Origin of the sequence: Oligella urethralis DSM 7531, assembly GCF_000372065.1 — a bacterium.
Lineage (GTDB): Bacteria > Pseudomonadota > Gammaproteobacteria > Burkholderiales > Burkholderiaceae_B > Oligella > Oligella urethralis.
Genome location: NZ_AQVB01000014.1, coordinates 1 through 20,883 on the forward strand (window position 1 = coordinate 1; position 20,883 = coordinate 20,883).

The window sequence follows — 20,883 nt, forward strand, 5'->3', positions numbered from 1 at the left end:
CGATTTAATCGAACCTATCGCGAAGAAGTGTTGAATATGCACCTCTTCAGTACACTAGAGCAGGTTCGTTGGTATACCGAAGAGTGGATAACCATTTATAATACCGAAAGACCTCATGAGTCGTTGGAACGCTTAAGTCCTGTTAACTACAGGCTGAGAGCACATTCTACTTTCGGGCTGTGTTAAGAATGGGGTAGGTTCAAATGGATTGTGTTGTTACTGCATTGATTTATCTATTCAACCGATGGTGGCTACTCGCTATCATTGCGATGCCATTGGCTTATTTTATTTTTTATAAAAGATCGGGCAGTCCATCCCTTTTGGCACTCAGTGTGTTTTCTTTCTTAGGTCTTATCATTGTGTTGTCTTTTTTTCTCAGCGGGGTATTGTCGGCGCCAGTGATTCATCATTTTGGGAAGTTGGGTATTGGCTACGTCACCGCTTCAGAGAAGACGATGTTTTTCTCAGCAACGTATAAGAATTACTCCTCTGTTAGTGCAAGACTTGAGGCTTTGGATGGTGAGACCCAGCAAATTCGTTATTGGGATATGCGTTGGCGCGTGTATCCGGTCTTTGAGGGTTACGGCATACCGACGGGTAAGGAGTCATTTTTTGTGGCGAAATACATGCCTATAAAGCCCAGTGAATTTGTGTTTATTGCTAAGTTTAGCGAAGGTGATAAAAAGCGCTATTGCCCTCAAATAAAGGACGAACTAGCTAAGATACTGCAAGAAAGAAAGCTTGTAGATCAGGAGGTTCAGCACCTGCAGCAGAGTTTATTTGGGAGTTTATCGGAAGAAGAGACAGACGCTAGGCTGCGTAAAATTCGTCGCGCCAAGGATTTGGATGAGGCTGAGCAACGCTTTAAAGCCTTATCGGAAAAACGAGATTATCTGTGGTTAAAGCGTGATTATTTAGAAAGGCTACTGTATGGCGATAATTTTTGTGAAGAATGAGGTAGTGTGGTAACCATCCTCTAGATAAAACAGCTTTTACATTGTCCCTAGCATAGGAGCGTGATTTGTCTTTTGTAGCATCGCTCATTGTTTTTTTAATTAAACAGATTTGGCCATTTGTTATTATTGGCTTGCTTGTGGGTTTTTGGGCGACGATGCGTTTTCAACCATCGATCCAGCAGCCGCCAGCTGAACAAAAGAGGCTGAAAAGACTGCGAGCATTTTTTCAGTCATGGGTAGTCGTGTTGCCAAGCGTAGTTTATTTGCTAGGCTCATATATTAGTAATCCTTTGATTTATTACACGGGCATAGAGGCAAGCGCTAAAGTGATCTCTCAAGAGCAAACAAGGACATTGCGTAATTACGAGCGAGTCCTGCAAATGAACGTGGTGTTTGTGAGGGCGGATGGCGAATTGCAAAGGAGCTCTTTTAGAACTGATGAGTTTAACCTCTACCCTAAAGATGGTCCTGCCGTTTATCCTAGGCCAGGTGAAGAATTTAAGGTGAGGTACCTGCCTAAGATACCGCGTTATTTTGTTATTCTAAATACGCTACCGATTCGGTGATCATACAATCGCAACATGTTCCAATCTATTTTACAATCGTTGATCTGGGCTATTGATAAAGTATGGCCAGTGCCGATCCTGGTTCTTATTAGCTATTTATTATGGCATGTCATACGTGTCGCCTTATATTCCACCTTGCCCATCCTGAATAAAAATCGTGGGCGCTTGTTGAGGCCAGAGTTAAGTGATATTTGCTCTGTTTTTTGGTGGATCATACCCCTATGCCTTTGTTTTGTCTGCGTATTATGCTCCCTTTTATTGGTAGAAAACACGGTGGTACGTGCGGTTAGTCGCTTGGGCCAAGCGACTAAAGCAACGGTGATTAAGCGTGAAGTGGCAGATGTTGAGGTCAATTATCAACCCACTGACAGGCTCACATTGAGTTATACCACCGCCGATCAGCAAGTGGTTGAGAGTAGTTATTTGTCCTCGTCTTATCGCTATTATCCAATTCGAGAAGTCTATCGTTTACCCGTTGAAGGGAGTGTGATCGATATTAAGTATTTGCCATATAGACTGTCTGTGTTTATTATTTTGCAAGCCAATGAGTTCAATCAAGAGTAGGGAGCAAGAAGCCCGGTGATGCCCCAAGCAATTCATAACAAGTAGCAGTAGCGTATTTTAGGACCTTAAGTCATCATGAAAATTCTATCCATAGCGATTATTTGGGCGCTTTATAAAGTCTGGCCTTTATTTATAGTTATTGTGCTGGCATTAGTTATTGTGAATCGGCTAGCACCGCCTCCTAAGCGCCACGCCATGACCGTAGTTGTTGGCTTTTTGTTGCTTGTGCTGTGTGTAGTGTCAGCATTTTTTTTGCGACCAATGATTGTGGGCTTTTTAACCAATTATTATGGTGAGGTGGCGCAGGGCAAGGTGGTTTCAAGTGCTGGGCTTAGTCGTATCCATAATGAGCAACGCGTTTTTAGAAGTCATATTATTTATAAAACGGTGGATGGTCAATTGATTGAGACCTTTTTTGATAGTGATGATTTTAATTTCTATCCTTTCCGCAATTCGGTGCGCTACCCGGCGGTGGGCCAAGAATTTAGCTTAAAGTATATTCCGGAGCTACCACAATATGTGATTATTTTGAGGGATGATAAGAAGGAGCAATGCGAGAAATTGCGTCTTAAACTGTATGAGCTACAAAATAAATTGGAGTTTGCGCCGGGTAATGCCGACTTTTTACGTGAGATTCAGGAGCTGCTTGCGCAAATTGAGGTTCAAGGCTGTTAACGGCGGTTTTGAGACTCAACTTAGGTCGTTTAGATTTCTTTGCTTTGCCTAAAAAATCCCCGCTTGCTGAGTTGCCAAGCATTACAATAGGAGCTTTTATTAGCTCCTTTTTTCGTGAGTCATCGCAATGGATTTTGTCTTGTCGTGGGAAGTGCTATTGCTGTTGTTTGCATTAGCAATGCTTGCTGGTTTTGTGGATACTTTGGCCGGTGGGGGTGGCTTAATTACCGTGCCGGTATTATTGTTAAGCGGCTTGCCACCAATTCATGCCTTAGCGACGAATAAAATTCAAAGTGCTTTCGGGACCATGGTGGCCACTGGCAATATGCTGCGCAGTCGTTTAATCCAGTTTGAGACGATTCGATTCCCTTTTATGATGTCCTTAATCGGCTCCGCATTGGGCACCTTATTGGTGCAACAGCTGAATGTGGCGGTGCTGGATATTGTGATTCCTATCGTGCTGGTATTGATTGGATTGTATTTTTTATTAGCCAAAGGGGCGGGTGCAGTTGAGCGTAAACCACGCATGGCAGAAAGGTCTTTTAATCTGTCGGTGGTGCCTATCATCGGCTTTTATGATGGTTTATTTGGTCCTGGCACTGGTTCGTTTTTCTCCTTGGCAAATGTCGCCCTGCGCGGTGAAAAAATTATTCAGGCTACTGCCCGCGCTAAGGCCTTTAACTTTGCCAGCAATATTGCTTCGGCGGTGGTGTTTATTGTTGGCGGTAAGGTGGTGTGGTCGGTCGGTATTGCGATGATGATAGGTCAAGTGATTGGAGCAACCTTAGGCTCCAAGGTGATGATTAGTCATGGCGCCAAAATCATTCGCCCCATTATTGTGAGCGTCTGCTTTTTGATGGTGCTACGCTATTTATGGGACAAATTCTGATTTTCTCAGTTTTACAATGGCTTAGCACGCTACTGCGGTCGCTTTTCCCTTATGATAGATAGTATCTTTAAATTAGCACAAGGATGATTGTGAGTAATCGCAAAGCAGATTTAGACGCCGAAATCCCTTTATTACTGATACCGGGCGATCAGGCCTCTGCCTATGATCCGGATGTACCAAGCCGTGAGGATATTCTGGCGTATTTTAGAGCGCATACTGATGGCCTTGCCTTAGATGATTTGATAGCGCACTTTAGGGTCGAGCGCGAAGCCACTTTGATTGGTCTGAAGCGTCGCTTGACGGCAATGGCACGTGACGGTCAGTTAATCACCCGTGCTGGTGTTTGGCATATGGTCAAATCCAATCCGGCCATTTTAGAAGGTAGGATTCAAGGTCACCGTGACGGTTTCGGCTTTTTTATCCCGGACAACCCAGAGTTGCCGGATATTTTTTTACCACCCATTGAAATGCGCAAGGTATTGCACGGTGATCGGGTGCGTGTTAATCCCACGGGCAACTATAAGGGTAAGTTAGAGGGCAGTATTGTTGAGGTGTTGGAGCGTGGCACCACTGCCTTAGTGGGACGATTATTGCACGAGGACGGTGGTTATGTGGTGGTGCCTGAGGATCGTCGCATTAAGCATGATGTGTATATTGCACCTGGTGATTTAGGCGGTGCGGTGCATGGTCAGGTCGTGAGCTGTGAAATTATCCGTCAACCGAGTCGCCACTTGCCACCGCAGGGCAAAATCACTGAGATACTCGGAGAGATAGATGACCCCGGTATGGAGATTGAGATTGCGGTGCGTAAATTTGATGTGCCGCATCAATTTAGTGAAGCGACTTTAGCCGAAGCAGCTAAACTACCGACGCGGGTGATGGCGGCCGATCTGCAGGGGCGGGTAGACCTGCGTGAGGTGCCATTTTTTACCATTGACGGTGAGGATGCACGTGATTTTGACGATGCTGTGTATGGTGAGCTAACGGAGATTCCTAGCGGTCGTGGCAGCAAGCAGGCATGGCGTTTATTAGTCGCCATTGCCGACGTGTCGCATTATGTTAAACCAGATCATCCTATTGATGAGGATGCCTTGGAGCGGGGTACTAGTGTGTATTTTCCGCGCCGAGTGATACCAATGCTCCCCGAAAGTTTGTCTAACGGCATCTGCTCTTTAAATCCGCATGAGGATCGTTTGGTCTTAGTGTGTGACATGATCGTGCATGCTAGCGGTGCGCATGCTGGCACGGTGCAGGGGTATCAGTTTTATCCGGCGGTGATTTGCTCACACGCTCGTACCACCTATACCCAGGTCTGGAATATGATTCAGCAGCCAGATGGACCGACGGCTAGGGAGTTTGCCGAGATCAAAGAACAGGTGCTACAGCTGTATGAGTTATATCAGCTGTTTGCGCAGCAACGAGTGAATCGTGGCGCCATGGATTTTGATACGGTGGAGACGCAAATTATCTGCAATGAGATGGGTAAGATTGAGCAGATTGTACCCTTACATCGCAATCATGCGCACCGGATGATTGAGGAGTTTATGTTGGCGGCCAACACTTGCGCTGCTGATTTTCTGACGCGTCATAAGCGCTTGGGTCTTTATCGCGTGCATGAGAGCTCAACGCCTGAAAAACTAGGTCAATTACGTGAGTATCTGCGTGCTTTGGGATTGCATTTGGGCGGTGGTGATGAGCCAAGTAGCTTGGATTTTTCAGCCCTCTTGGCTAAAGCCAAGGAGCGTGAGGATTATGAAGTGATCCAAACCATGATTATGCGCTCCATGTCGCAGGCGATTTATACCCCAGAAAACTCTGGTCATTTTGGCTTAGCTTATAGCGATTATGCGCATTTTACTTCGCCGATCCGACGCTATCCGGATTTGTTGAATCATCGGGTGATTAAGGCGACCTTAAATCGTCGCAAATACACTCCCAAGGCAGACGGCGTTGTGCGCGCTAAGGGTGAACCGCTCAAAGAGTATGAGTTCAGTGTGTGGGATCGTTTAGGGGTGGTGCTGTCGGCGCATGAGCGTCGTGCAGATGAGGCTTCCTATGATGTGCAGGCCTGGTTAAAGTGCTGGTATGTGCGTGAGCATATCGGTGGCGTCTTTAGCGGCAAGGTAACCGGTGTCACCAGTTTTGGATTATTTGTGACTTTGGATAGTTTGTATGTTGAAGGCTTAGTGCATATTTCTGAATTGGGTTCTGAGTACTTTCAATATAATGAGGCGATGCATGAGTTACGGGGTGAGCGTACGGGTAAGCGTTATCGCTTAACGGATGAAGTACATGTGCAAATTAGTCGGGTTGATTTGGAGGCTAGACGCATTGATTTTAGCTTGGTTAAAAACCCCCTAAGCTACGAGGCGGTGCAGCGCGAGATTCAACGAGGCGGTGAGGAACCGAGTCGACGCTATAAAAAACCCGCCAAGCCTAAACCCGAAGCATTGCGTGGCACAACGGCTAAGCAACGGCGTGAGGCACAACGCCAAGCGGCTAAGAAAAAAGCCGCCGCTGCTCGTAGTAAAAGTAGTAAGAAGTCCGGCCGAAAATCACGTTAACTTTGATATCAATTAATCTACATGAGTGAAACACATATTTTGGCGGGCTTCCATGCGGTACAAGCCCGCTTACGTCATCATCCAGAATCCATTAAGGAAGTGTATTTTGATCAAAAGCGTCGCGATAAGCGCATGCAACAATTAGTGGATCGGGCGCAGTCAGCTGGTGCAGAATTAGTACCACTAAGCGCTGATGCGCTCAATGACTTAGCCAAGGGGATGCGTCATCAGGGCGTCGTCGCTTTGGCAACGCCTAGTCCCTTAGCGGTGACGGTGGATGAAGTACTGGACGTGCTAGATGAGCCGGCCTTGTTATTAATTTTAGATGGTGTCACCGATCCGCACAATTTAGGCGCCTGCTTACGAACGGCGGATGCGGCTGGTGTGCATGCGGTGATTGCTCCCAAAGACCGTGCCGTTGGCTTAAATGCCACGGTGAGACGGGTTGCTTGCGGTGCTGCGGAGACCGTACCCTACATCACGGTGACTAATTTAGTGCGTACCATGCGTGCTTTAAAGGAGCGCGATGTGTGGTTAGTCGGCACCTCTGATCAGGCTGAGGGTGATTTGCACTCAATCGATGCTAGGCGTGCTATGGCGTGGGTGATGGGCGCTGAAGGTGAGGGTATGCGTCGTTTAACTCAAGAAACTTGTGATGAGCTGGTGAGTATCCCGATGGCGGGCACGGTAGAAAGTTTAAATGTCAGTGTTGCCAGTGCGGTTTGTCTTTATGAGACCGTGCGTCAGCGCAAGCCATAGTCTATATAAACTGCGGTTATAAGTTTATTAGCCCTAAATAAAAAAAATATTGAATAATACTAGGATTTAGCAGTCGATTAAATCCCGAGATAGTGATGGAAAAATACGGATTAAGCACGGAAATCGTGCATGCAGAGCGTCGTCAACAGATTGAAAACGGTGCTGTTCACAAAGCCATTTATACCTCCAGTCAATACGCCTATGACGATGCCAATGATTTGGTAGCGGTATTCCAAGGTCAACCAGGTTTTTCCTATGCGCGTCAGGGTACACCCACCACGGCCAGCTTAGAAAAAGTGATTAATCAGATGGAAGCTGGTGCAGGTACTTGCACCTTTGCTACGGGGATGGCCGCACTAAGCGCGGTATTTTTTACCTTGTTAAAGGCTGGCGACCATCTGATCAGCAGTCAGTTCATTTTTGGTAATACCAATAGTCTATTAATCAGTCTGGCTCGCTTAGGGGTTGAGGTAACGCATGTGGACGGCCGTGATGTGGCGCAGGTTAGAGCCGCTATCCGTCCTAATACTCGCATGGTGTTTATGGAGACGATCGCTAACCCCGGTACGCAGTTGGTTGATTTGGCGGCGATCGGTGATTTATGCGAAGAGCATAAGCTCTTGTATTTAATTGATAACACCATGACCACACCGTATTTGCTTAAGGGCAGGGAGGTGAAAGCTGGTCTGGTGGTGAATTCGCTCTCTAAAATGATTTGTGGTCATGCGAATGCGCTCGGCGGCGCTGTGACCAGCACCGGTCTTTTTGATTGGAGCGAGTATGACAATATCTATGAAGACTATAAAAAGGATGATCCAAGGACTTGGGGCTTGCTACAGGTACGTAAAAAGGGGCTCCGTGATATGGGAGCGACCCTCAGTGCTGATGCGGCACATCGTATCGCGGTGGGGGCGGAGACCTTTGAGCTAAGAATGCAAAAAAGCTGTGCCAATGCCTTGGCTTTAGCGCATTTCTTAGAGCAACATCCGGGCGTGGTGTCCGTCAGCTATCCAGGTTTAGCCTCACATCCGCAACATGCACGCGCTAAGGCCTTATTTGGTGATAAAGGCTATGGTACCTTATTAGCTTTTGAATTAGCAGAGGGTATTGATTGTATTGATTTTCTGAATCGATTAGATATCGTGTTGTTGGCAACACATTTGGGTGATACCCGTACATTAAGTTTACCCGTGGCCAAAACGATTTATCACGAAATGGGGCCTCAAAAACGTAAAGCGATGGGAATTGCCGACGGTTTACTTAGGGTTTCAGTGGGTATTGAAAATGAAAGTGATTTAATTGGTGATTTTGCGCAAGCTTTGGACTATTATAGCTAGTAGAGCAATCAATAATCGCTTAATATAGGGGTGAGGATATGGCGATGATGAGCGTTTTTGAATGATCTGACTCAGATTTACCATATTCTGCGGTTGTTAGGGAAGTTTAGATGTTATTTTTCTTGACAACTCCCTGAATTCTAGCGATTATAGTGCTAGTGGCGCGGTAGGCATTAGTATTGCTGTCGCATCTTTTTACTACTTTTTTATAATATTAATGATATAAGGGGTTACCTGAATGAATAAGACAGAGTTAATCGAAGCAATCGCTAACGAAGCTGAAATTTCTAAAGCAGCTGCAGGCCGTGCATTAGATGCCATGATCAACCAAGTTAAAGCGTCATTACAAGCGGGTGAGGCTGTTACTTTAATTGGTTTCGGTACATTTGATACTTCTGTTCGTGCAGCACGTACTGGTCGTAATCCACAAACCGGCGCTGAGATTAAAATCGCTGAGGCCGTTGTGCCTAAATTCCGTCCGGGTAAAGCACTTAAGGATGCGGTTAACAGCAAGAAGAAGAAAAAGTAATTTTTAAGAATTACTTTACTAAAAGCTCGATAGGTTTATCGGGCTTTTTTAATGTCAATTTATGGTAAATAGCGTTGTAAATAGTTAACTATATTGTCGCTTTTTTGCCATTTAATCCATAGAAAATCATTTTTTAGAAAAAAGGGCTTGCGTTAAATAAAAAACCTACCTATAATTATATCTTTAGTTCAGCACTGATGGGTGCTTAGCTCAGTTGGTAGAGCGGCGCCCTTACAAGGCGTAGGTCACAGGTTCGACCCCTGTAGCACCCACCATCAATTCCATCAAGTGCCCCGTCATTGCAGCCATAGCGCTGCTTTTTTTATGTCTATTTAATTTGTCCCTTGAGCATTGCGTGGCCTATTTTGTGGCAAGTGTCAAGTGATGCAATCGCTCGCCTTATAAGGTGACACCGTACAAATTCAGTCCTCCTTCGGAATTTTTTCCTGTCATAAGCGTATAATCAACTAAGCAATCAATAAGGAAAGATTATGCGATTATTACTGGTCGAAGATGATGTTTTCTTAGGTAGTTCCCTAAGTGAATTTCTTGCGCGTGAGGGCTATGAGGTGGATTGGGCTCAACGTGGTAGTGAGGCATTGGAGCGGGTGCGGCAAGCGACTTATCCGTTGGTTATCTTGGATTTGAATTTGCCCGACATGAGTGGCTTAGAGGTGCTGCGCATGATTCGTCGCGACAAAATGCAGATGTTCGTGATGAGTTTGACTGCGCGTGATACCTTGCATGACCGAGTCGAGGGTTTAGATGCGGGGGCGGATGATTACCTCACCAAACCATTTGAGTTACAGGAGCTAGCGGCACGGCTGCGCGCCCTAAGTCGTCGTGCCGAAGGGCAGCTGACGGATGTGTTGAGCGTCGGTGAGTTGACACTGGATTTAAAGCATCGTGAGGTGTTGTATAAAGGTGCGCATTTAACACTTTCGGCACGTGAATTTGCACTATTAGAGCGTTTGATGGCCAGAGCTGGGCATGTGGTGACGAAGCAGCAAATGGTGCAGTCTTTATCGGCGGCTGACGGTGAAATCAGTGATAATGCCATTGAGGTTTATGTATATCGCTTGCGTAAGCGTCTAGAAGATGTCAATGTCGAGATTCATACGATTCGTGGTTTTGGTTATTTGCTTGATGTCCAGTGATGATTGATGATGTCTAAACCCATCAAAAAAAGTTTTGCCGACCAAGCCAAGCGGCTGTGGTTTTTATACCGACATGATAGCCTTTTTAGTCGTTTAATTAAAACCCTCGCCAAAAGTCTAGTGGTGGTGGTTGTGCTGGATTGGTTTTTGACCTGGTCCTTTGTGCGTGCGATTTCTGTGCGTACGATGGATGATAATAATTTACTCTTATTAGTACTGAGTGGTCAGTTATTTTTATTCATTATCGGTGCAGCAGCGGTCACTTTTTTTGTGCGACAAGCCCTAGCCATCATTGACGATTTGGGGGTGCAGTTATCGCAACGTAGTCAGGATGATTTATCACCTATTGAGGTGGCGGATTTGCCCTATGAGCTAAAGCCCTTAGCCACTCGTACTAATTTACTGCTGGCGGATCTGCAGGAGGTGCTACAAGCGCAACGGCGTTTTGTCTATCAGGCTTCGCATCAATTTCGTACGCCCTTAACTGCCTTGCGGATGGAGTCGGAGCTGATGCTTAGTCAGGATTACGACGAGGAGGTGCGAGAGCGTGCCGAGCGTATCCATCAAATTTCCGATCGTTTAATCCATTTAGGTCAGCAGCTCTTAGTGCTTGCCAAGGCCGACTCTGGTCAGCATATTAAGGACAGCTTTATTGAGGTCGACTTAAGTCAATGGGCCTTAGACGTGGGTTCTAGTTGGGTGCCTAAAATGCGTAAAGCGGGCATGGCATTGCAATTTGAGGGGCCTAGTGATGGTCTGCCGGTTATGGTCAAAGTGGATCCCATGTTGTTAGAGGAGCTGCTGAGTAATTTACTGGATAATGCTTTAAAGTATGCCAGCAATGCCAAGTTGGTGACGATAAGCGTTATGTCTCAGCCGCCACGTTTAGTGCTTGAGGATGATGGTATTGGCATCAAAGCGGGTGATGAGCATGTGGCCTTTGAATTGTTTTATCGGGGTAATGATAACGATGCCTCCGGTTCAGGCTTAGGGCTTGCGATAGTGCAGGAAATTGCGCGCGCCCATGGGGCTGAACTACGTTTGGAAACGCGTCCGCAGTTTGAGGGTACTCGCTTTACGATTGAGTTTGCAAATAGCAAAAAGCCTCATTAAATCGCTTAATGAGGCTTAGCAGTGAGGCGCCTTGAGTGGCTTATCTGAGGGATTTAAGAAGCTTGGGTAGCCTCTTCCTCCTCATCTAAACGACCGAGTAATAAAAACTCCATCAAGGCTTTCTGTGCGTGCATACGATTTTCAGCCTCATCCCACACCACGCTTTGTGGACCATCGATCACGGTAGCAGTAACTTCCTCTCCGCGATGTGCTGGTAAGCAGTGCATAAAGAGTGCGTCAGGTTTGGCACGTGACATCATTTGACGGTTTACCTGCCAATCGGCAAAGGCACGACGACGAATCTCATTTTCCTCCTCATAGCCCATACTAGTCCAAACGTCTGTGGTGACTAAATCCGCATCCTTACATGCATCGAGTGGATTATCAAACTCCTGATAATACTCTTGTGGAATGTTTTGAATACGTGCAGGGTCTAATTGATAACCGCGTGGGGCAGAGATATGCAGTTTAAAGTTAAGCATATGCGCGGCTTGTAACCAGGTGTAGGCCATGTTGTTGGCATCACCAATCCAAGTGACAATCTTGCCCTCAATATCGCCGCGCTTTTCAATGTAAGTCAGCACATCGGCCAGAATCTGGCAAGGGTGATATTCATTGGTCAGGCCGTTAATGACGGGGACGCGTGAGTGATGGGCAAAACGCTCTAAACGCTCTTGGCCAAAGGTACGAATCATCACTAAATCGACCATGCGTGAAACCACTCTGGCAGTATCCTCAATCGGCTCTGAGCGACCAAGTTGTGAGTCGGAAGAGGTTAGATTAATCACCATACCGCCTAGCTGGTACATGCCCGCCTCAAAAGAAACGCGAGTGCGGGTACTGGCCTTTTCAAAGACCATCGCCAAGGTACGGTCATACAATGGCATATGCGGCTCATAGCGCTTAAACTTATTCTTAATAATTTGTGCACGCTTGAGAACATATTTAAGCTCGTCCAAGCTGAGGTCGGTTAATTGTAGAAAATGGCGAATCGTACTTTTACTTTGATTTGAGCTCATGATTTACATATCTCTCAATAGTCATAATCGTAAAGCTTAACATAAAGAGCACAGCTTTTTCTACGAAAAATGCAGGCGCTTAAACTAAATTTTGGAGGCGATTTAAAGCAACTTAATATGGGTTGAAAAAGAAAAAGGCGCATCGGTCTGATGCGCCACTGGAAGAAGAGAAGGCTTAGAATCTCTTAGGCAGAGATAGCCTTAATTGCTGCTGATAAGCGGCTTTTCTGACGAGCTGCTTTGTTTTTGTGAATGATGTTTTTATCAGCAACGCGGTCGATAATGCTAGTGGCCTTAACAAAGGCTTCATTTGCCTTGGCCTGATCGCCGCTTTCGATAGCTTGACGTACGCGCTTGATAGCAGTGCGCATCATAGAGCGTAAGCTAGAGTTATGTTTGTTGCGCGCATCAGCTTGGCGTGCGCGCTTACGAGCTTGATTAGTATTTGCCATAGTAGTAAAACTTTCCTAGAAATCTTCTCTTCGTGAGTAAATAAAATGCTTGCGTGGCAAAAGGACGTACCACTGCCAAAGATAATTATTGTTGTGCTAACGGTAAGCTATAAATTTTAGCATAGCACAGGATAATTTCAATTAAATGGAGCCATTTCTGCTAATTAATTGCTTTTTTTAGCTTTTTTGTAGGGATAAGGGCACAAAAACTCCTGCTTTGCTTTAGATTATCGCTTCAGAAAATCTCGCACTCTGAATCCACTCAGCAATAAGGTCGCAAAGTAAATCGCTACGCAGCATAGTAATACTAGCGCTAATATCACTAAGCGCCACAGCACAAAGCTATTTTGAGCGGCTAACGGCCATTGCTGACTAAGATAGTAAATCAGACCGTGACTGCTGTCTTGCTCCCAACTAATCACATGGCCACAGGCTACGAGCCAGAGCGCCATGAGTAGTAGCGCAGGTAGTAAGCGCAAAAAGAAGCTGAGCCAAGCGCCACTTGGTTGATAAATATTGCGTTTACGTAAGCCACGATAGAGCAAAAAAGCATTAAGTGTCGCACCCAAACCGATAGAAAGTGCTAAGCCACTATGCTGTAACAAAGGCACTAACACTAAATTCATTGCTTGCGTCATAACTAACACCAACACGGCGATTTTAACGGGCGTGCGAATATCTTGCTTAGCGTAAAAGCCAGGGGCTAGGATTTTGACCGCTAAAATCCCTAAAATACCAAAGCCGTAGGCGATGACAGCCTTTTGCGTTTGAGCCACATCGGTACTGCTAAAAGCGCCATAGTTAAATAAGGCGGCCACTAAACCGTCACTCAGTAAGGCAAGGCCCAGCATGCAGGGTAAACCAAGTAAACAAATTAAACGTAAGCCCCAGTCCATCAATTGACTGTAGCGTTGATGGTCTTCATTAGCATGGGCAGCCGCCAGATTAGGCAGTAGCACAGTGCCTAAGGCAATGCCTAGGAGGGCTGTGGGAAATTCCATCAGGCGATCGGCAAAGGAAAGCCAGCTGACACTGCCACCCGGTAACCAGGTGGCGATATTGGTATTAATCAGAAGGGAAAGCTGCGCTACCGAAACGCCGATGGTGGCTGGCCCCATCAGCTTGATAATGCGGCGCACCGTGCTATTTTGCCAAGCCGCTTTAAAGTTTAAACTGGGGCGTGGTAGCATGCCGATTCTTGCGAGTGCTAGCCACTGTGTGCCAAGCTGCAGCACGCCACCAATCATCACCCCTACGGCGAGGGCATAAATTGGTAAGGCAACGTGCTCGACCAGTAAAAGCGCAGCACCGATCATGGAGAGATTTAATAAAATCGGTGTAAAGGCCGGTATTGCAAATTTGCGCCAAGTATTTAGTACCCCAGAAGCCAAGGCCACCAGGGACATACAAAAGATGTAAGGGAACATCACCCGTGTCATCCAAATGGCCGCCGCATAAGGCTCGCCACCATCACGTGCAATACCGCTTGCCATCAAGGTAACAATCAACGGCGCAAAAATTGCCCCTAAGATGCTAATCAGGAGAAGCGTAGCGCCTAGAATTAAGCTCACGTGATTAAGTAAACCTTTGACTTCAGCCTCACTGTACTGCTCCTTATAAGCCCCTAAAATCGGCACAAAGGCCTGTGAAAAAGCCCCTTCGGCAAAGAGGCGACGGAGCAGATTGGGGATTCTAAAAGCGACCCAGAAAGCATCGGTTAAGGCACTGGCACCGAAAGCACGCGCAATAATAATGTCGCGTGCCAGCCCGGTAATGCGTGATAAAAAGGTTAAGCCACTAATGGTGGCGGCAGATTTGAAAAGACTCATTATTTAGGTTGTAAGCGTATCGCACCGTCAAGACGAATGGTCTCACCGTTAATCATCTCATTCGTAATGATGGCTTGCACTAATTTGGCAAAGTCCTCTGGTTGACCGAGGCGAGATGGAAAGGGGATATCCGCAGCCAGTGCATCCTGCACCTCTTGCGGCATACCGTAAAGCATCGGTGTGCCCATAATGCCGGGGGCAATGGTCACGCAGCGGACGCCATGACGTGCCATATCGCGAGCAATGGGTAGGGTCATGGCTACCACCGCACCTTTAGAGGCAGCATAAGCCGCTTGGCCAATTTGTCCTTCATAGGCGGCCACTGAGGCAGTATTAATCAAGACACCGCGTTCGCCAGTGTCCAGTGGCTCATTATCCACCATACTAGCAGCTACTAAACGGATCATATTAAAGCTGCCGATAAGATTGATGTTAATGACTTTTTGGAAGGTTGCCAGATCATGCGGGCCGTTACGACCGACCACACGCGCTGCTGGAGCAATGCCTGCGCAATTAATTAAACCGTAGAGTGGACCTAATTCGAGCGCAGCATCAACGGCGGCCTGCGCATCGTCTGCCTGAGTAACATCGCAGTGAAAATAGCGCTGGCCGAGTTCCTGGGCCAAGGCTTCGCCAGCGGCGTCATTCAGATCGGCGATCAGCACCTTGGCGCCCTGTTGGCTTAGCATCTTGACTGTACCTGCACCTAGACCTGAGGCGCCACCAGTGACGATAAAGACTTTATCCTTAATTTCCATGAGTTGTCTCCATTGTTTTACAAAAAATAATAGCGGTAAAAGGCAACAAATGCTGTTTGCCTAATCCGCTATCATCTCTTTCTTATGAAAAATGAATAATTACTTGCCGCCTTTTAGGGCGTCCATAATTTGCTTGGTAATCTCTTCTACCTGACCCACACCCTTGATACGCACGTATTTAGGGGCTTTAGGGTCGGCCTCAGCAGCCCACTGAGAATAGTAGTCGACCAGAGGGCGGGTTTGTTTTTGGTAAACCTCTAAACGATTGCGAACGGTCTCTTCTTTGTCGTCATCACGCTGAACTAAAGGCTCACCGCTCACATCATCCACACCCTCAGTTTTGGGTGGATTAAAACGAATATGGTAAGAACGACCGCTTGCAGGGTGAATCCGGCGACCGCTCATGCGCTCAATAATATCCTCGGCAGGGACATCAATCTCAACCACAAAGTCTAGATCAATGCCCGACTCCTTAAGCGCATCTGCTTGAGGGATCGTGCGCGGGAAACCGTCAAATAAATAGCCGTTTTTACAGTCGTCCTGCTGTAAGCGCTCCTTGACCAGACCGATAATAATATCGTCAGAGACTAAATCGCCTCGATCCATCACCTCCTTGGCGGCGATGCCTAATGGCGTCTGATTCTTGATAGCGGCTCTTAACATATCGCCGGTAGAGATTTGGGGAATATTGAATTCCTGAGTAATAAAATTGGCCTGTGTGCCTTTACCAGCACCCGGAGGGCCTAATAAAATAATACGCATGGTTTTTCCTCTACTTATATAATTATAATTGCATCAAAAGCATATGCTTCAACCTAAGTTTAATTGAAGTCCTTAATCAAGGTTGCTATCTGTCTCAAGATATTAAAAAAATTTACGAACGATTTCAAGATCCTCTGCGCTATCCACGCCCGGTGCGGGTGCGGAATCGGTGAGCATGACTTGGATTTTATAGCCGTGCTCTAGGGCTCTTAATTGCTCCAAGGACTCAAGTTGTTCTAAAGGGCCTTGGCTTAAGCTAGGAAACGCACTCAGAAAATGGGCACGATAGGCATATAAACCGATGTGATGATAGGCTTGCATCTGCTCAGGCAAGCGCTTAGGTTCTGCGTTAAAGCTATCGCGTGCCCAAGGAATCGGCGCACGAGAAAAGTATAAGGCCTCAGCAGTTTGCGTTAATACCACCTTAACCACGTTGGGATTAAATAGCTTCTCAAGTTGTTGGATTGGATAGGCGGCAGTGGCAATGGCTGCCGCTGGAGAGGCAGCTAGCGTGGTCGCTACTTGATTAATCAGCCTTGGTTCAATTAAGGGCTCATCGCCTTGTACATTCACCACTATCGTGTCGGGGCTAAGCTTTAATTGCTGTACTACCTCGGCCAGCCGATCGGTGCCAGAGGGGTGCGCTGCACTGGTCATCAAGGCTTGAAAGCCATGGGCAGTGACGACCTCAAAAATGGCCTCATCATCGGTTGCTACATAGACGGCTTTGGCCGCTGAGGCTTCAGCACGGCGTGCCGTATGGACCACCATCGGGGTGCCGGCAATATCGGCCAACATCTTACCAGGTAGACGACTTGAGGCGGCACGTGCGGGCACGACGGCAATAAAATCGGGCTGTTGCTTGGCTAAGCTCATGGCGCTATGGTCTAACTACAACTACTTCGATTTCAGTGTAGCGCTATCAATCGCACGCTCGGGTAGCAAAATAGGCAGCCCATTTTCGATAGGGTAGGCCTTGCCATTTTTATCACAAATTAGGTAGTTGCGATCCTCGCTTAGGCGTAGCGGTGCTTTGGCAATAGGGCAAAGCAATTTTTTAGTAATTAGTTCGTGCATTTTTTTAATTGATTCAACAAATAGAGGCTTAAGTATAAGTCAATTCTGAATCAGTTGCTCAACCCTATCGAAGAATTTGCTATCTGAAAATTCTGCGCGCACTTTTAAAAACCAAAAACGGGCATCGGCAAAGTCGCGACATTTGATGGCATCCTTTTCCGTCATTAGAATAATTTCTTCTTGTATTCCACTAAAATCCGCCGCGCTAAAGGCATGATGGTCAGGAAAAGCGAGTTGCTTTTGCATAGGGATTTGCAGTTCTTTTAAGCTGTTAAAAAAACGTTGTGGATTACCAATACCGGCTAAGGCAGCGATAGGGCGGTGTTGGAACTGCGCTTGCCACGCTGCGACGGCGATGGATTCACCGCTTTGCAGATTGATCATGTCGGTCGGACTTAAGTGCATCGCTAGCTGATAAGGCTTAGTCGTTGAGCTTGAGCTGGCACTGGGTGCGAGTTTGTGGTTGCGATTGGTGATAATAAAATCGACTTCAGCAAGCTTGTCGGCAGATTCTCTTAATGGACCCGCAGGTAAAAGACGACCATTGCCAATGCCACGCTCATCCTGCAGCAGGATTTCTACGTCACGATGCAAGGCGAGATGTTGTAAGCCATCGTCAGCAATAATCACATCAGTCTGGGGGTAGTGGGCGAGCAGGGCTTCAATTGCCAGAGCGCGTTTAGGGTGCACGGCAATGGGTGCGTATTGCGCAAGCAGCGCTGGCTCATCACCAATAAGCTCGGCTTTAGCATGAGGGCCAGCGGCGAGCCTAGCCTCCTTGCCAATGCTTACCCCATACCCTCGGGAAATAATGCCAGGTACTCGACCTTTGCTTTTTAGGGCTTCTGTCAGCGCTGCCACGACTGGCGTTTTACCCGTGCCGCCAACGTAGATGTTGCCCACGACAATCACGGGGCAGGGCGCCTGATAAACACGCAAACAGCCTGTTTGATAGAGTCGCTTTCTAAGCTTTTGAAGCGCGCCGTTGAGCGCTGCCAGGGGAAGTAGGGCTGTACTCAATGCACCACCACTTTGCCACTGCGCCTGCAAGCGCGTGCTGAGCGTGTTGTTCGATTGACTTGTGGTGGTGTAAGAATGCGTTTTCATTGGACAATCAATTAGCTAGGGAACTTACCCACAAAAGCTGTGGATAACTTTGTGAATAAATCACAAGATGTCTGTTATTATACGTAGCCTAGCGATGATTGTTCAATTACTGGGCAAAATCTCAAAAATGGAATTTACTATTTAAAATCAATAGCTTGTGATGGTTTTATTAAGCGAAGCTTGAGGAGGTTGCTGTAAACTAGCTGTTTCTTGATAAAAAACAGACATTCTCTTAGCTTGTGGACAACTTCAAATAATTTTTAGAAAAAAGCGTTGATACTACCGAATAAAATCGCATCAAGCAATCGCTATAATTAATTTTCAAAAAAATCCTCCATCTCATCATTTTTTAAGAATTCTTGTAAGATAGTAGAAGCCAAATAGGGGTGAAGTTTGAGGATGTACGTGTAAGTGCTTAGTTTCATGAGCGCTTTTGGGATTTGATTTTGTAAAAATCATTAATCCACAAAAAATGTGGATAACTTTGTGAATAACTTAGCGAGTATCCGTAGTTATACGTATCCTCAGGGCAGTTGCTTAAAAAGGGCGCAATATTTTTGAAATATTAATATACCTTATTTTTCAATAGTTTATGGGGATTTATTAAGGTATTAAATTAGAATTGAGCGCTAAGGAATCAATTTTTTCTGTGTTAAACCACTATTTTCGCAGTTGTGGAAAAGTAATTGTCTTTTTTAATAAATGAGTGGATTTTTGCGTAATTATTTGCTATGGACTTGGAAAAAGTACTTTCTGTTACAGAATTAAGTCATCTGATTAGTCAAACCTTGGAGTATCAACTACCCCTATTCCGGGTGGAAGGCGAAATCTCTCAAATCACCAAAGCCTCTTCAGGGCATTATTACTTTTCGATAAAAGATGAGTTTAGTGCTATGAATGCAGTGATGTTTCGCGGGCGTGCGATGGCCTTGGATTTTCAGCCGAAACAGGGGGATATGGTTGAGCTCAAAGGCAAGTTGTCTTTATTTGCGGCCAGAGGTTCTTTGCAAATTCAGGTCGACGAGATGCGGCGCGCGGGTCTAGGCACGCTCTTTGAGCGCTATTTGCAGATACTGGATAAGCTTAAAAAAGAGGGCTTATTTGATGAAGATCGTAAACTCGCCATTCCCGCCTATCCTCGGCGCGTGGGCATTATTACATCCTTACAGGCCGCTGCCTTACACGATGTGCTAACAGCGTTAAGGCGTCGAGCGCCGCAATTTCAAGTGACGATTTATTCTAGTTTGGTGCAGGGGGCAGAAGCGGTTGATGCATTGATGCGAGCCTTAGCGCAGGCTGAATTACGTCAGGAAGTGGATGTGATTTTACTGGTGCGGGGTGGTGGTAGTTTAGAAGATCTATGGTGCTTTAATGATGAGCGCCTTGCGCGTATGATAGCCGCTTGTACGATACCGATTGTGAGCGGGGTAGGGCATGAGACGGATGTGACTATTGCGGACTATGTGGCCGACTTACGTGCGGCAACGCCCACGGCGGCGGCTGAGCTTATTAGTAAAGCGGCCTATACCTTACCAGCGATCTTAAAGGATTATCATCAGCGGATTGGTCGGGTGATGCTGCAGCTGCTAGCTGAGCGACAAGCTCGTTTTGATGAATTGCAGCCACGTTTAAATCGTCATATGGAACGTATTTTGCTAGATAAAAGCTTGCGTTATGATGAGTTACAGCAGCGTTTAGTGGCACCGCAACGTTTATTGACGCAATATGATGCACAACGCCTACAAATGCAACAAGCGTTGCAACGTCAATGGCTTAATTTATTTACAAATAAACACAAGCTATTGGAGGGGTTATGTTTGCGTTTAGCATCTAGAAAGCCTAATATAGAAGTAGAGTGCGATCGCTTAAGCCAGTGGCAGGAGCGACTCCATCGAGCCGTTGCGCAGCAATTAAAAACTCATCAACAAGTATTTGAGCAACAACGTCAGCTGTTGCATAATATGAATCCGAAGCAGGTTTTGCAGCGCGGATTTTCCATTGTGTATGATGCTGAGGGACAGGTAGTCCGAGATGCGGATCAATTGCGCGTTGATGATGAGCTTCAGTTAGAGTTTGCCAGCGGTCGTGCTGCAGTACATGTCAAATCATTAAATTTTAAGGAGCAATGATTTATGAGTAACTTTACTTTACCTCCATTACCCTATGAGATGAACGCTTTAGAGCCCCACATTTCTAAGGAGACACTTGAGTACCATTACGGTAAGCACCACCAAACCTATGTGACTAACTTAAATAATCAGGTACCTGGTACTGAGTTTGAGGGTAAATCGCTAGAGGAGATCGTTAAGTCTTCAAGTGGTGGTATTTTTAATAACGCAGCTCAGGTATGGAATCACACCTTCTACTGGAACTGCTTATCGCCTAATGGCGGTGGTCAGCCTAGCGGTGCTTTATTAGATGCGATTAATGCTAAGTGGGGCAGTTACGATGCCTTCGTTGAGAAGTTTAACGCTTCTGCTGCGGGTAACTTTGGTTCAGGTTGGACCTGGTTAGTGAAAAAGTCTGACGGTACAGTTGATATTGTGAATACTAGCAATGCCGGTACGCCTTTAACCACGGACGATAAGCCCTTACTTACCTGTGATGTGTGGGAGCACGCTTACTACATCGATACGCGTAACTCTCGTCCTGAGTACTTAAAGAACTTCTGGGCACTTGTTAACTGGAAATTTGCTGAGGAAAACTTCGCTTAATTGCTAGCTTAGTTTAAGTCTTTCGCAAGGCGCCTTAACTGTCTACCAGTTGGGGC

Annotated in this window: 22 protein-coding genes and 1 tRNA gene; 15 read left to right on the forward strand and 8 right to left on the reverse strand. The window is 46.3% G+C overall.

The window, feature by feature from the left end:
• The 13 genes from A3GA_RS12470 to A3GA_RS0108360 all read left to right on the forward strand — a co-directional run.
• Positions 1-186: integrase core domain-containing protein (locus tag A3GA_RS12470; RefSeq protein ID WP_155966280.1), on the forward strand; the 186-nt coding region annotated here is incomplete at its 5' end.
• Positions 187-203: 17 nt separating this feature from the next.
• The gene (locus tag A3GA_RS0108305) at positions 204-956 is read left to right on the forward strand and encodes a hypothetical protein (RefSeq protein ID WP_018026937.1); all 753 of its coding nucleotides are present in this window, start codon (positions 204-206) and stop codon (positions 954-956) included.
• A gap of 65 nt (positions 957-1,021) precedes the next feature.
• Positions 1,022-1,522 carry a hypothetical protein gene (locus A3GA_RS0108310; RefSeq protein ID WP_018026938.1) on the forward strand — a complete coding sequence of 167 codons (501 nt, stop codon included), beginning with the start codon at positions 1,022-1,024 and terminating at the stop codon, positions 1,520-1,522.
• A gap of 15 nt (positions 1,523-1,537) precedes the next feature.
• Complete coding sequence (locus tag A3GA_RS0108315; protein WP_018026939.1) at positions 1,538-2,086, forward strand: hypothetical protein; 549 nt, start codon at positions 1,538-1,540, stop codon at positions 2,084-2,086.
• Positions 2,087-2,161: 75 nt separating this feature from the next.
• On the forward strand, positions 2,162-2,761 hold the full coding sequence (locus tag A3GA_RS0108320; RefSeq protein ID WP_018026940.1) for a hypothetical protein: 600 nt from the start codon (positions 2,162-2,164) through the stop codon (positions 2,759-2,761).
• A gap of 127 nt (positions 2,762-2,888) precedes the next feature.
• Positions 2,889-3,650: a TSUP family transporter gene (locus tag A3GA_RS0108325; protein ID WP_018026941.1), complete on the forward strand. Its 762-nt coding sequence runs from the start codon at positions 2,889-2,891 to the stop codon at positions 3,648-3,650.
• Between the two features lie 83 nt (positions 3,651-3,733).
• Positions 3,734-6,214 carry a ribonuclease R gene (gene rnr, locus A3GA_RS0108330; RefSeq protein WP_018026942.1) on the forward strand — a complete coding sequence of 827 codons (2,481 nt, stop codon included), beginning with the start codon at positions 3,734-3,736 and terminating at the stop codon, positions 6,212-6,214.
• A 21-nt stretch (positions 6,215-6,235) separates the two neighbouring features.
• Entirely contained in the window at positions 6,236-6,973 is a 738-nt protein-coding gene (gene rlmB / locus A3GA_RS0108335) for a 23S rRNA (guanosine(2251)-2'-O)-methyltransferase RlmB (RefSeq protein ID WP_018026943.1), read from the forward strand.
• A 95-nt stretch (positions 6,974-7,068) separates the two neighbouring features.
• On the forward strand, positions 7,069-8,310 hold the full coding sequence (locus A3GA_RS0108340; RefSeq protein ID WP_018026944.1) for a cystathionine gamma-synthase family protein: 1,242 nt from the start codon (positions 7,069-7,071) through the stop codon (positions 8,308-8,310).
• 238 nt (positions 8,311-8,548) lie between these two features.
• Positions 8,549-8,839 (forward strand): HU family DNA-binding protein, encoded by a 291-nt coding sequence (locus tag A3GA_RS0108345; protein ID WP_018026945.1) that lies wholly within the window; start codon positions 8,549-8,551, stop codon positions 8,837-8,839.
• A gap of 199 nt (positions 8,840-9,038) precedes the next feature.
• Positions 9,039-9,114 (forward strand) — tRNA-Val (locus A3GA_RS0108350).
• 216 nt (positions 9,115-9,330) lie between these two features.
• Positions 9,331-9,996 (forward strand): response regulator, encoded by a 666-nt coding sequence (locus tag A3GA_RS0108355; protein WP_018026946.1) that lies wholly within the window; start codon positions 9,331-9,333, stop codon positions 9,994-9,996.
• Between the two features lie 6 nt (positions 9,997-10,002).
• Complete coding sequence (locus A3GA_RS0108360) at positions 10,003-11,109, forward strand: sensor histidine kinase (protein WP_018026947.1); 1,107 nt, start codon at positions 10,003-10,005, stop codon at positions 11,107-11,109.
• Positions 11,110-11,162: 53 nt separating this feature from the next.
• On the opposite strand, the gene argF is transcribed toward A3GA_RS0108360, so the two are convergent.
• From argF to lpxK, 8 genes are all read right to left on the reverse strand, one after another.
• Positions 11,163-12,128, reverse strand: coding sequence for an ornithine carbamoyltransferase (argF, locus tag A3GA_RS0108365; RefSeq protein WP_018026948.1), 966 nt, complete (start codon positions 12,126-12,128; stop codon positions 11,163-11,165).
• A gap of 185 nt (positions 12,129-12,313) precedes the next feature.
• Positions 12,314-12,580: a 30S ribosomal protein S20 gene (gene rpsT / locus A3GA_RS0108370; protein WP_018026949.1), complete on the reverse strand. Its 267-nt coding sequence runs from the start codon at positions 12,578-12,580 to the stop codon at positions 12,314-12,316.
• 227 nt (positions 12,581-12,807) lie between these two features.
• Entirely contained in the window at positions 12,808-14,409 is a 1,602-nt protein-coding gene (gene murJ, locus A3GA_RS0108375) for a murein biosynthesis integral membrane protein MurJ (RefSeq protein WP_018026950.1), read from the reverse strand.
• Positions 14,409-15,167, reverse strand: coding sequence for a 3-hydroxyacyl-CoA dehydrogenase (locus A3GA_RS0108380; protein ID WP_018026951.1), 759 nt, complete (start codon positions 15,165-15,167; stop codon positions 14,409-14,411). The genes murJ and A3GA_RS0108380 overlap by 1 nt, the downstream gene beginning before the upstream one ends.
• A 99-nt stretch (positions 15,168-15,266) precedes the next feature.
• The gene (adk, locus tag A3GA_RS0108385) at positions 15,267-15,929 is read right to left on the reverse strand and encodes an adenylate kinase (protein ID WP_018026952.1); all 663 of its coding nucleotides are present in this window, start codon (positions 15,927-15,929) and stop codon (positions 15,267-15,269) included.
• A 102-nt stretch (positions 15,930-16,031) separates the two neighbouring features.
• Positions 16,032-16,805, reverse strand: a complete 774-nt coding sequence (gene kdsB, locus A3GA_RS0108390; RefSeq protein ID WP_018026953.1) for a 3-deoxy-manno-octulosonate cytidylyltransferase — start codon at positions 16,803-16,805, stop codon at positions 16,032-16,034.
• A 21-nt stretch (positions 16,806-16,826) separates the two neighbouring features.
• The gene (locus A3GA_RS0108395) at positions 16,827-17,006 is read right to left on the reverse strand and encodes a Trm112 family protein (RefSeq protein ID WP_018026954.1); all 180 of its coding nucleotides are present in this window, start codon (positions 17,004-17,006) and stop codon (positions 16,827-16,829) included.
• A gap of 39 nt (positions 17,007-17,045) precedes the next feature.
• Complete coding sequence (gene lpxK, locus A3GA_RS0108400) at positions 17,046-18,113, reverse strand: tetraacyldisaccharide 4'-kinase (protein ID WP_018026955.1); 1,068 nt, start codon at positions 18,111-18,113, stop codon at positions 17,046-17,048.
• A 731-nt stretch (positions 18,114-18,844) separates the two neighbouring features.
• Here lpxK and xseA point away from each other — a divergent pair.
• Both xseA and sodB read left to right on the forward strand, forming a co-directional pair.
• On the forward strand, positions 18,845-20,242 hold the full coding sequence (gene xseA, locus A3GA_RS0108405) for an exodeoxyribonuclease VII large subunit (RefSeq protein WP_018026956.1): 1,398 nt from the start codon (positions 18,845-18,847) through the stop codon (positions 20,240-20,242).
• Between the two features lie 3 nt (positions 20,243-20,245).
• Positions 20,246-20,827, forward strand: a complete 582-nt coding sequence (gene sodB, locus A3GA_RS0108410) for a superoxide dismutase [Fe] (RefSeq protein WP_018026957.1) — start codon at positions 20,246-20,248, stop codon at positions 20,825-20,827.
• Positions 20,828-20,883: the final 56 nt, after the last annotated feature.

Coding starts and splice junctions, on each gene's coding strand:
- A3GA_RS0108305 (WP_018026937.1), top strand. CDS start 204: ATGGATTGTGTTGTTACTGCATTGATTTATCTATTCAACCGATGGTGG.
- A3GA_RS0108315 (WP_018026939.1), top strand. CDS start 1,538: ATGTTCCAATCTATTTTACAATCGTTGATCTGGGCTATTGATAAAGTA.
- A3GA_RS0108320 (WP_018026940.1), top strand. CDS start 2,162: ATGAAAATTCTATCCATAGCGATTATTTGGGCGCTTTATAAAGTCTGG.
- A3GA_RS0108325 (WP_018026941.1), top strand. CDS start 2,889: ATGGATTTTGTCTTGTCGTGGGAAGTGCTATTGCTGTTGTTTGCATTA.
- rnr (WP_018026942.1), top strand. CDS start 3,734: ATGATTGTGAGTAATCGCAAAGCAGATTTAGACGCCGAAATCCCTTTA.
- rlmB (WP_018026943.1), top strand. CDS start 6,236: ATGAGTGAAACACATATTTTGGCGGGCTTCCATGCGGTACAAGCCCGC.
- A3GA_RS0108340 (WP_018026944.1), top strand. CDS start 7,069: ATGGAAAAATACGGATTAAGCACGGAAATCGTGCATGCAGAGCGTCGT.
- A3GA_RS0108345 (WP_018026945.1), top strand. CDS start 8,549: ATGAATAAGACAGAGTTAATCGAAGCAATCGCTAACGAAGCTGAAATT.
- A3GA_RS0108355 (WP_018026946.1), top strand. CDS start 9,331: ATGCGATTATTACTGGTCGAAGATGATGTTTTCTTAGGTAGTTCCCTA.
- A3GA_RS0108360 (WP_018026947.1), top strand. CDS start 10,003: ATGATGTCTAAACCCATCAAAAAAAGTTTTGCCGACCAAGCCAAGCGG.
- argF (WP_018026948.1), bottom strand. CDS start 12,128: ATGAGCTCAAATCAAAGTAAAAGTACGATTCGCCATTTTCTACAATTA.
- rpsT (WP_018026949.1), bottom strand. CDS start 12,580: ATGGCAAATACTAATCAAGCTCGTAAGCGCGCACGCCAAGCTGATGCG.
- murJ (WP_018026950.1), bottom strand. CDS start 14,409: ATGAGTCTTTTCAAATCTGCCGCCACCATTAGTGGCTTAACCTTTTTA.
- A3GA_RS0108380 (WP_018026951.1), bottom strand. CDS start 15,167: ATGGAAATTAAGGATAAAGTCTTTATCGTCACTGGTGGCGCCTCAGGT.
- adk (WP_018026952.1), bottom strand. CDS start 15,929: ATGCGTATTATTTTATTAGGCCCTCCGGGTGCTGGTAAAGGCACACAG.
- kdsB (WP_018026953.1), bottom strand. CDS start 16,805: ATGAGCTTAGCCAAGCAACAGCCCGATTTTATTGCCGTCGTGCCCGCA.
- A3GA_RS0108395 (WP_018026954.1), bottom strand. CDS start 17,006: ATGCACGAACTAATTACTAAAAAATTGCTTTGCCCTATTGCCAAAGCA.
- lpxK (WP_018026955.1), bottom strand. CDS start 18,113: ATGAAAACGCATTCTTACACCACCACAAGTCAATCGAACAACACGCTC.
- xseA (WP_018026956.1), top strand. CDS start 18,845: ATGGACTTGGAAAAAGTACTTTCTGTTACAGAATTAAGTCATCTGATT.
- sodB (WP_018026957.1), top strand. CDS start 20,246: ATGAGTAACTTTACTTTACCTCCATTACCCTATGAGATGAACGCTTTA.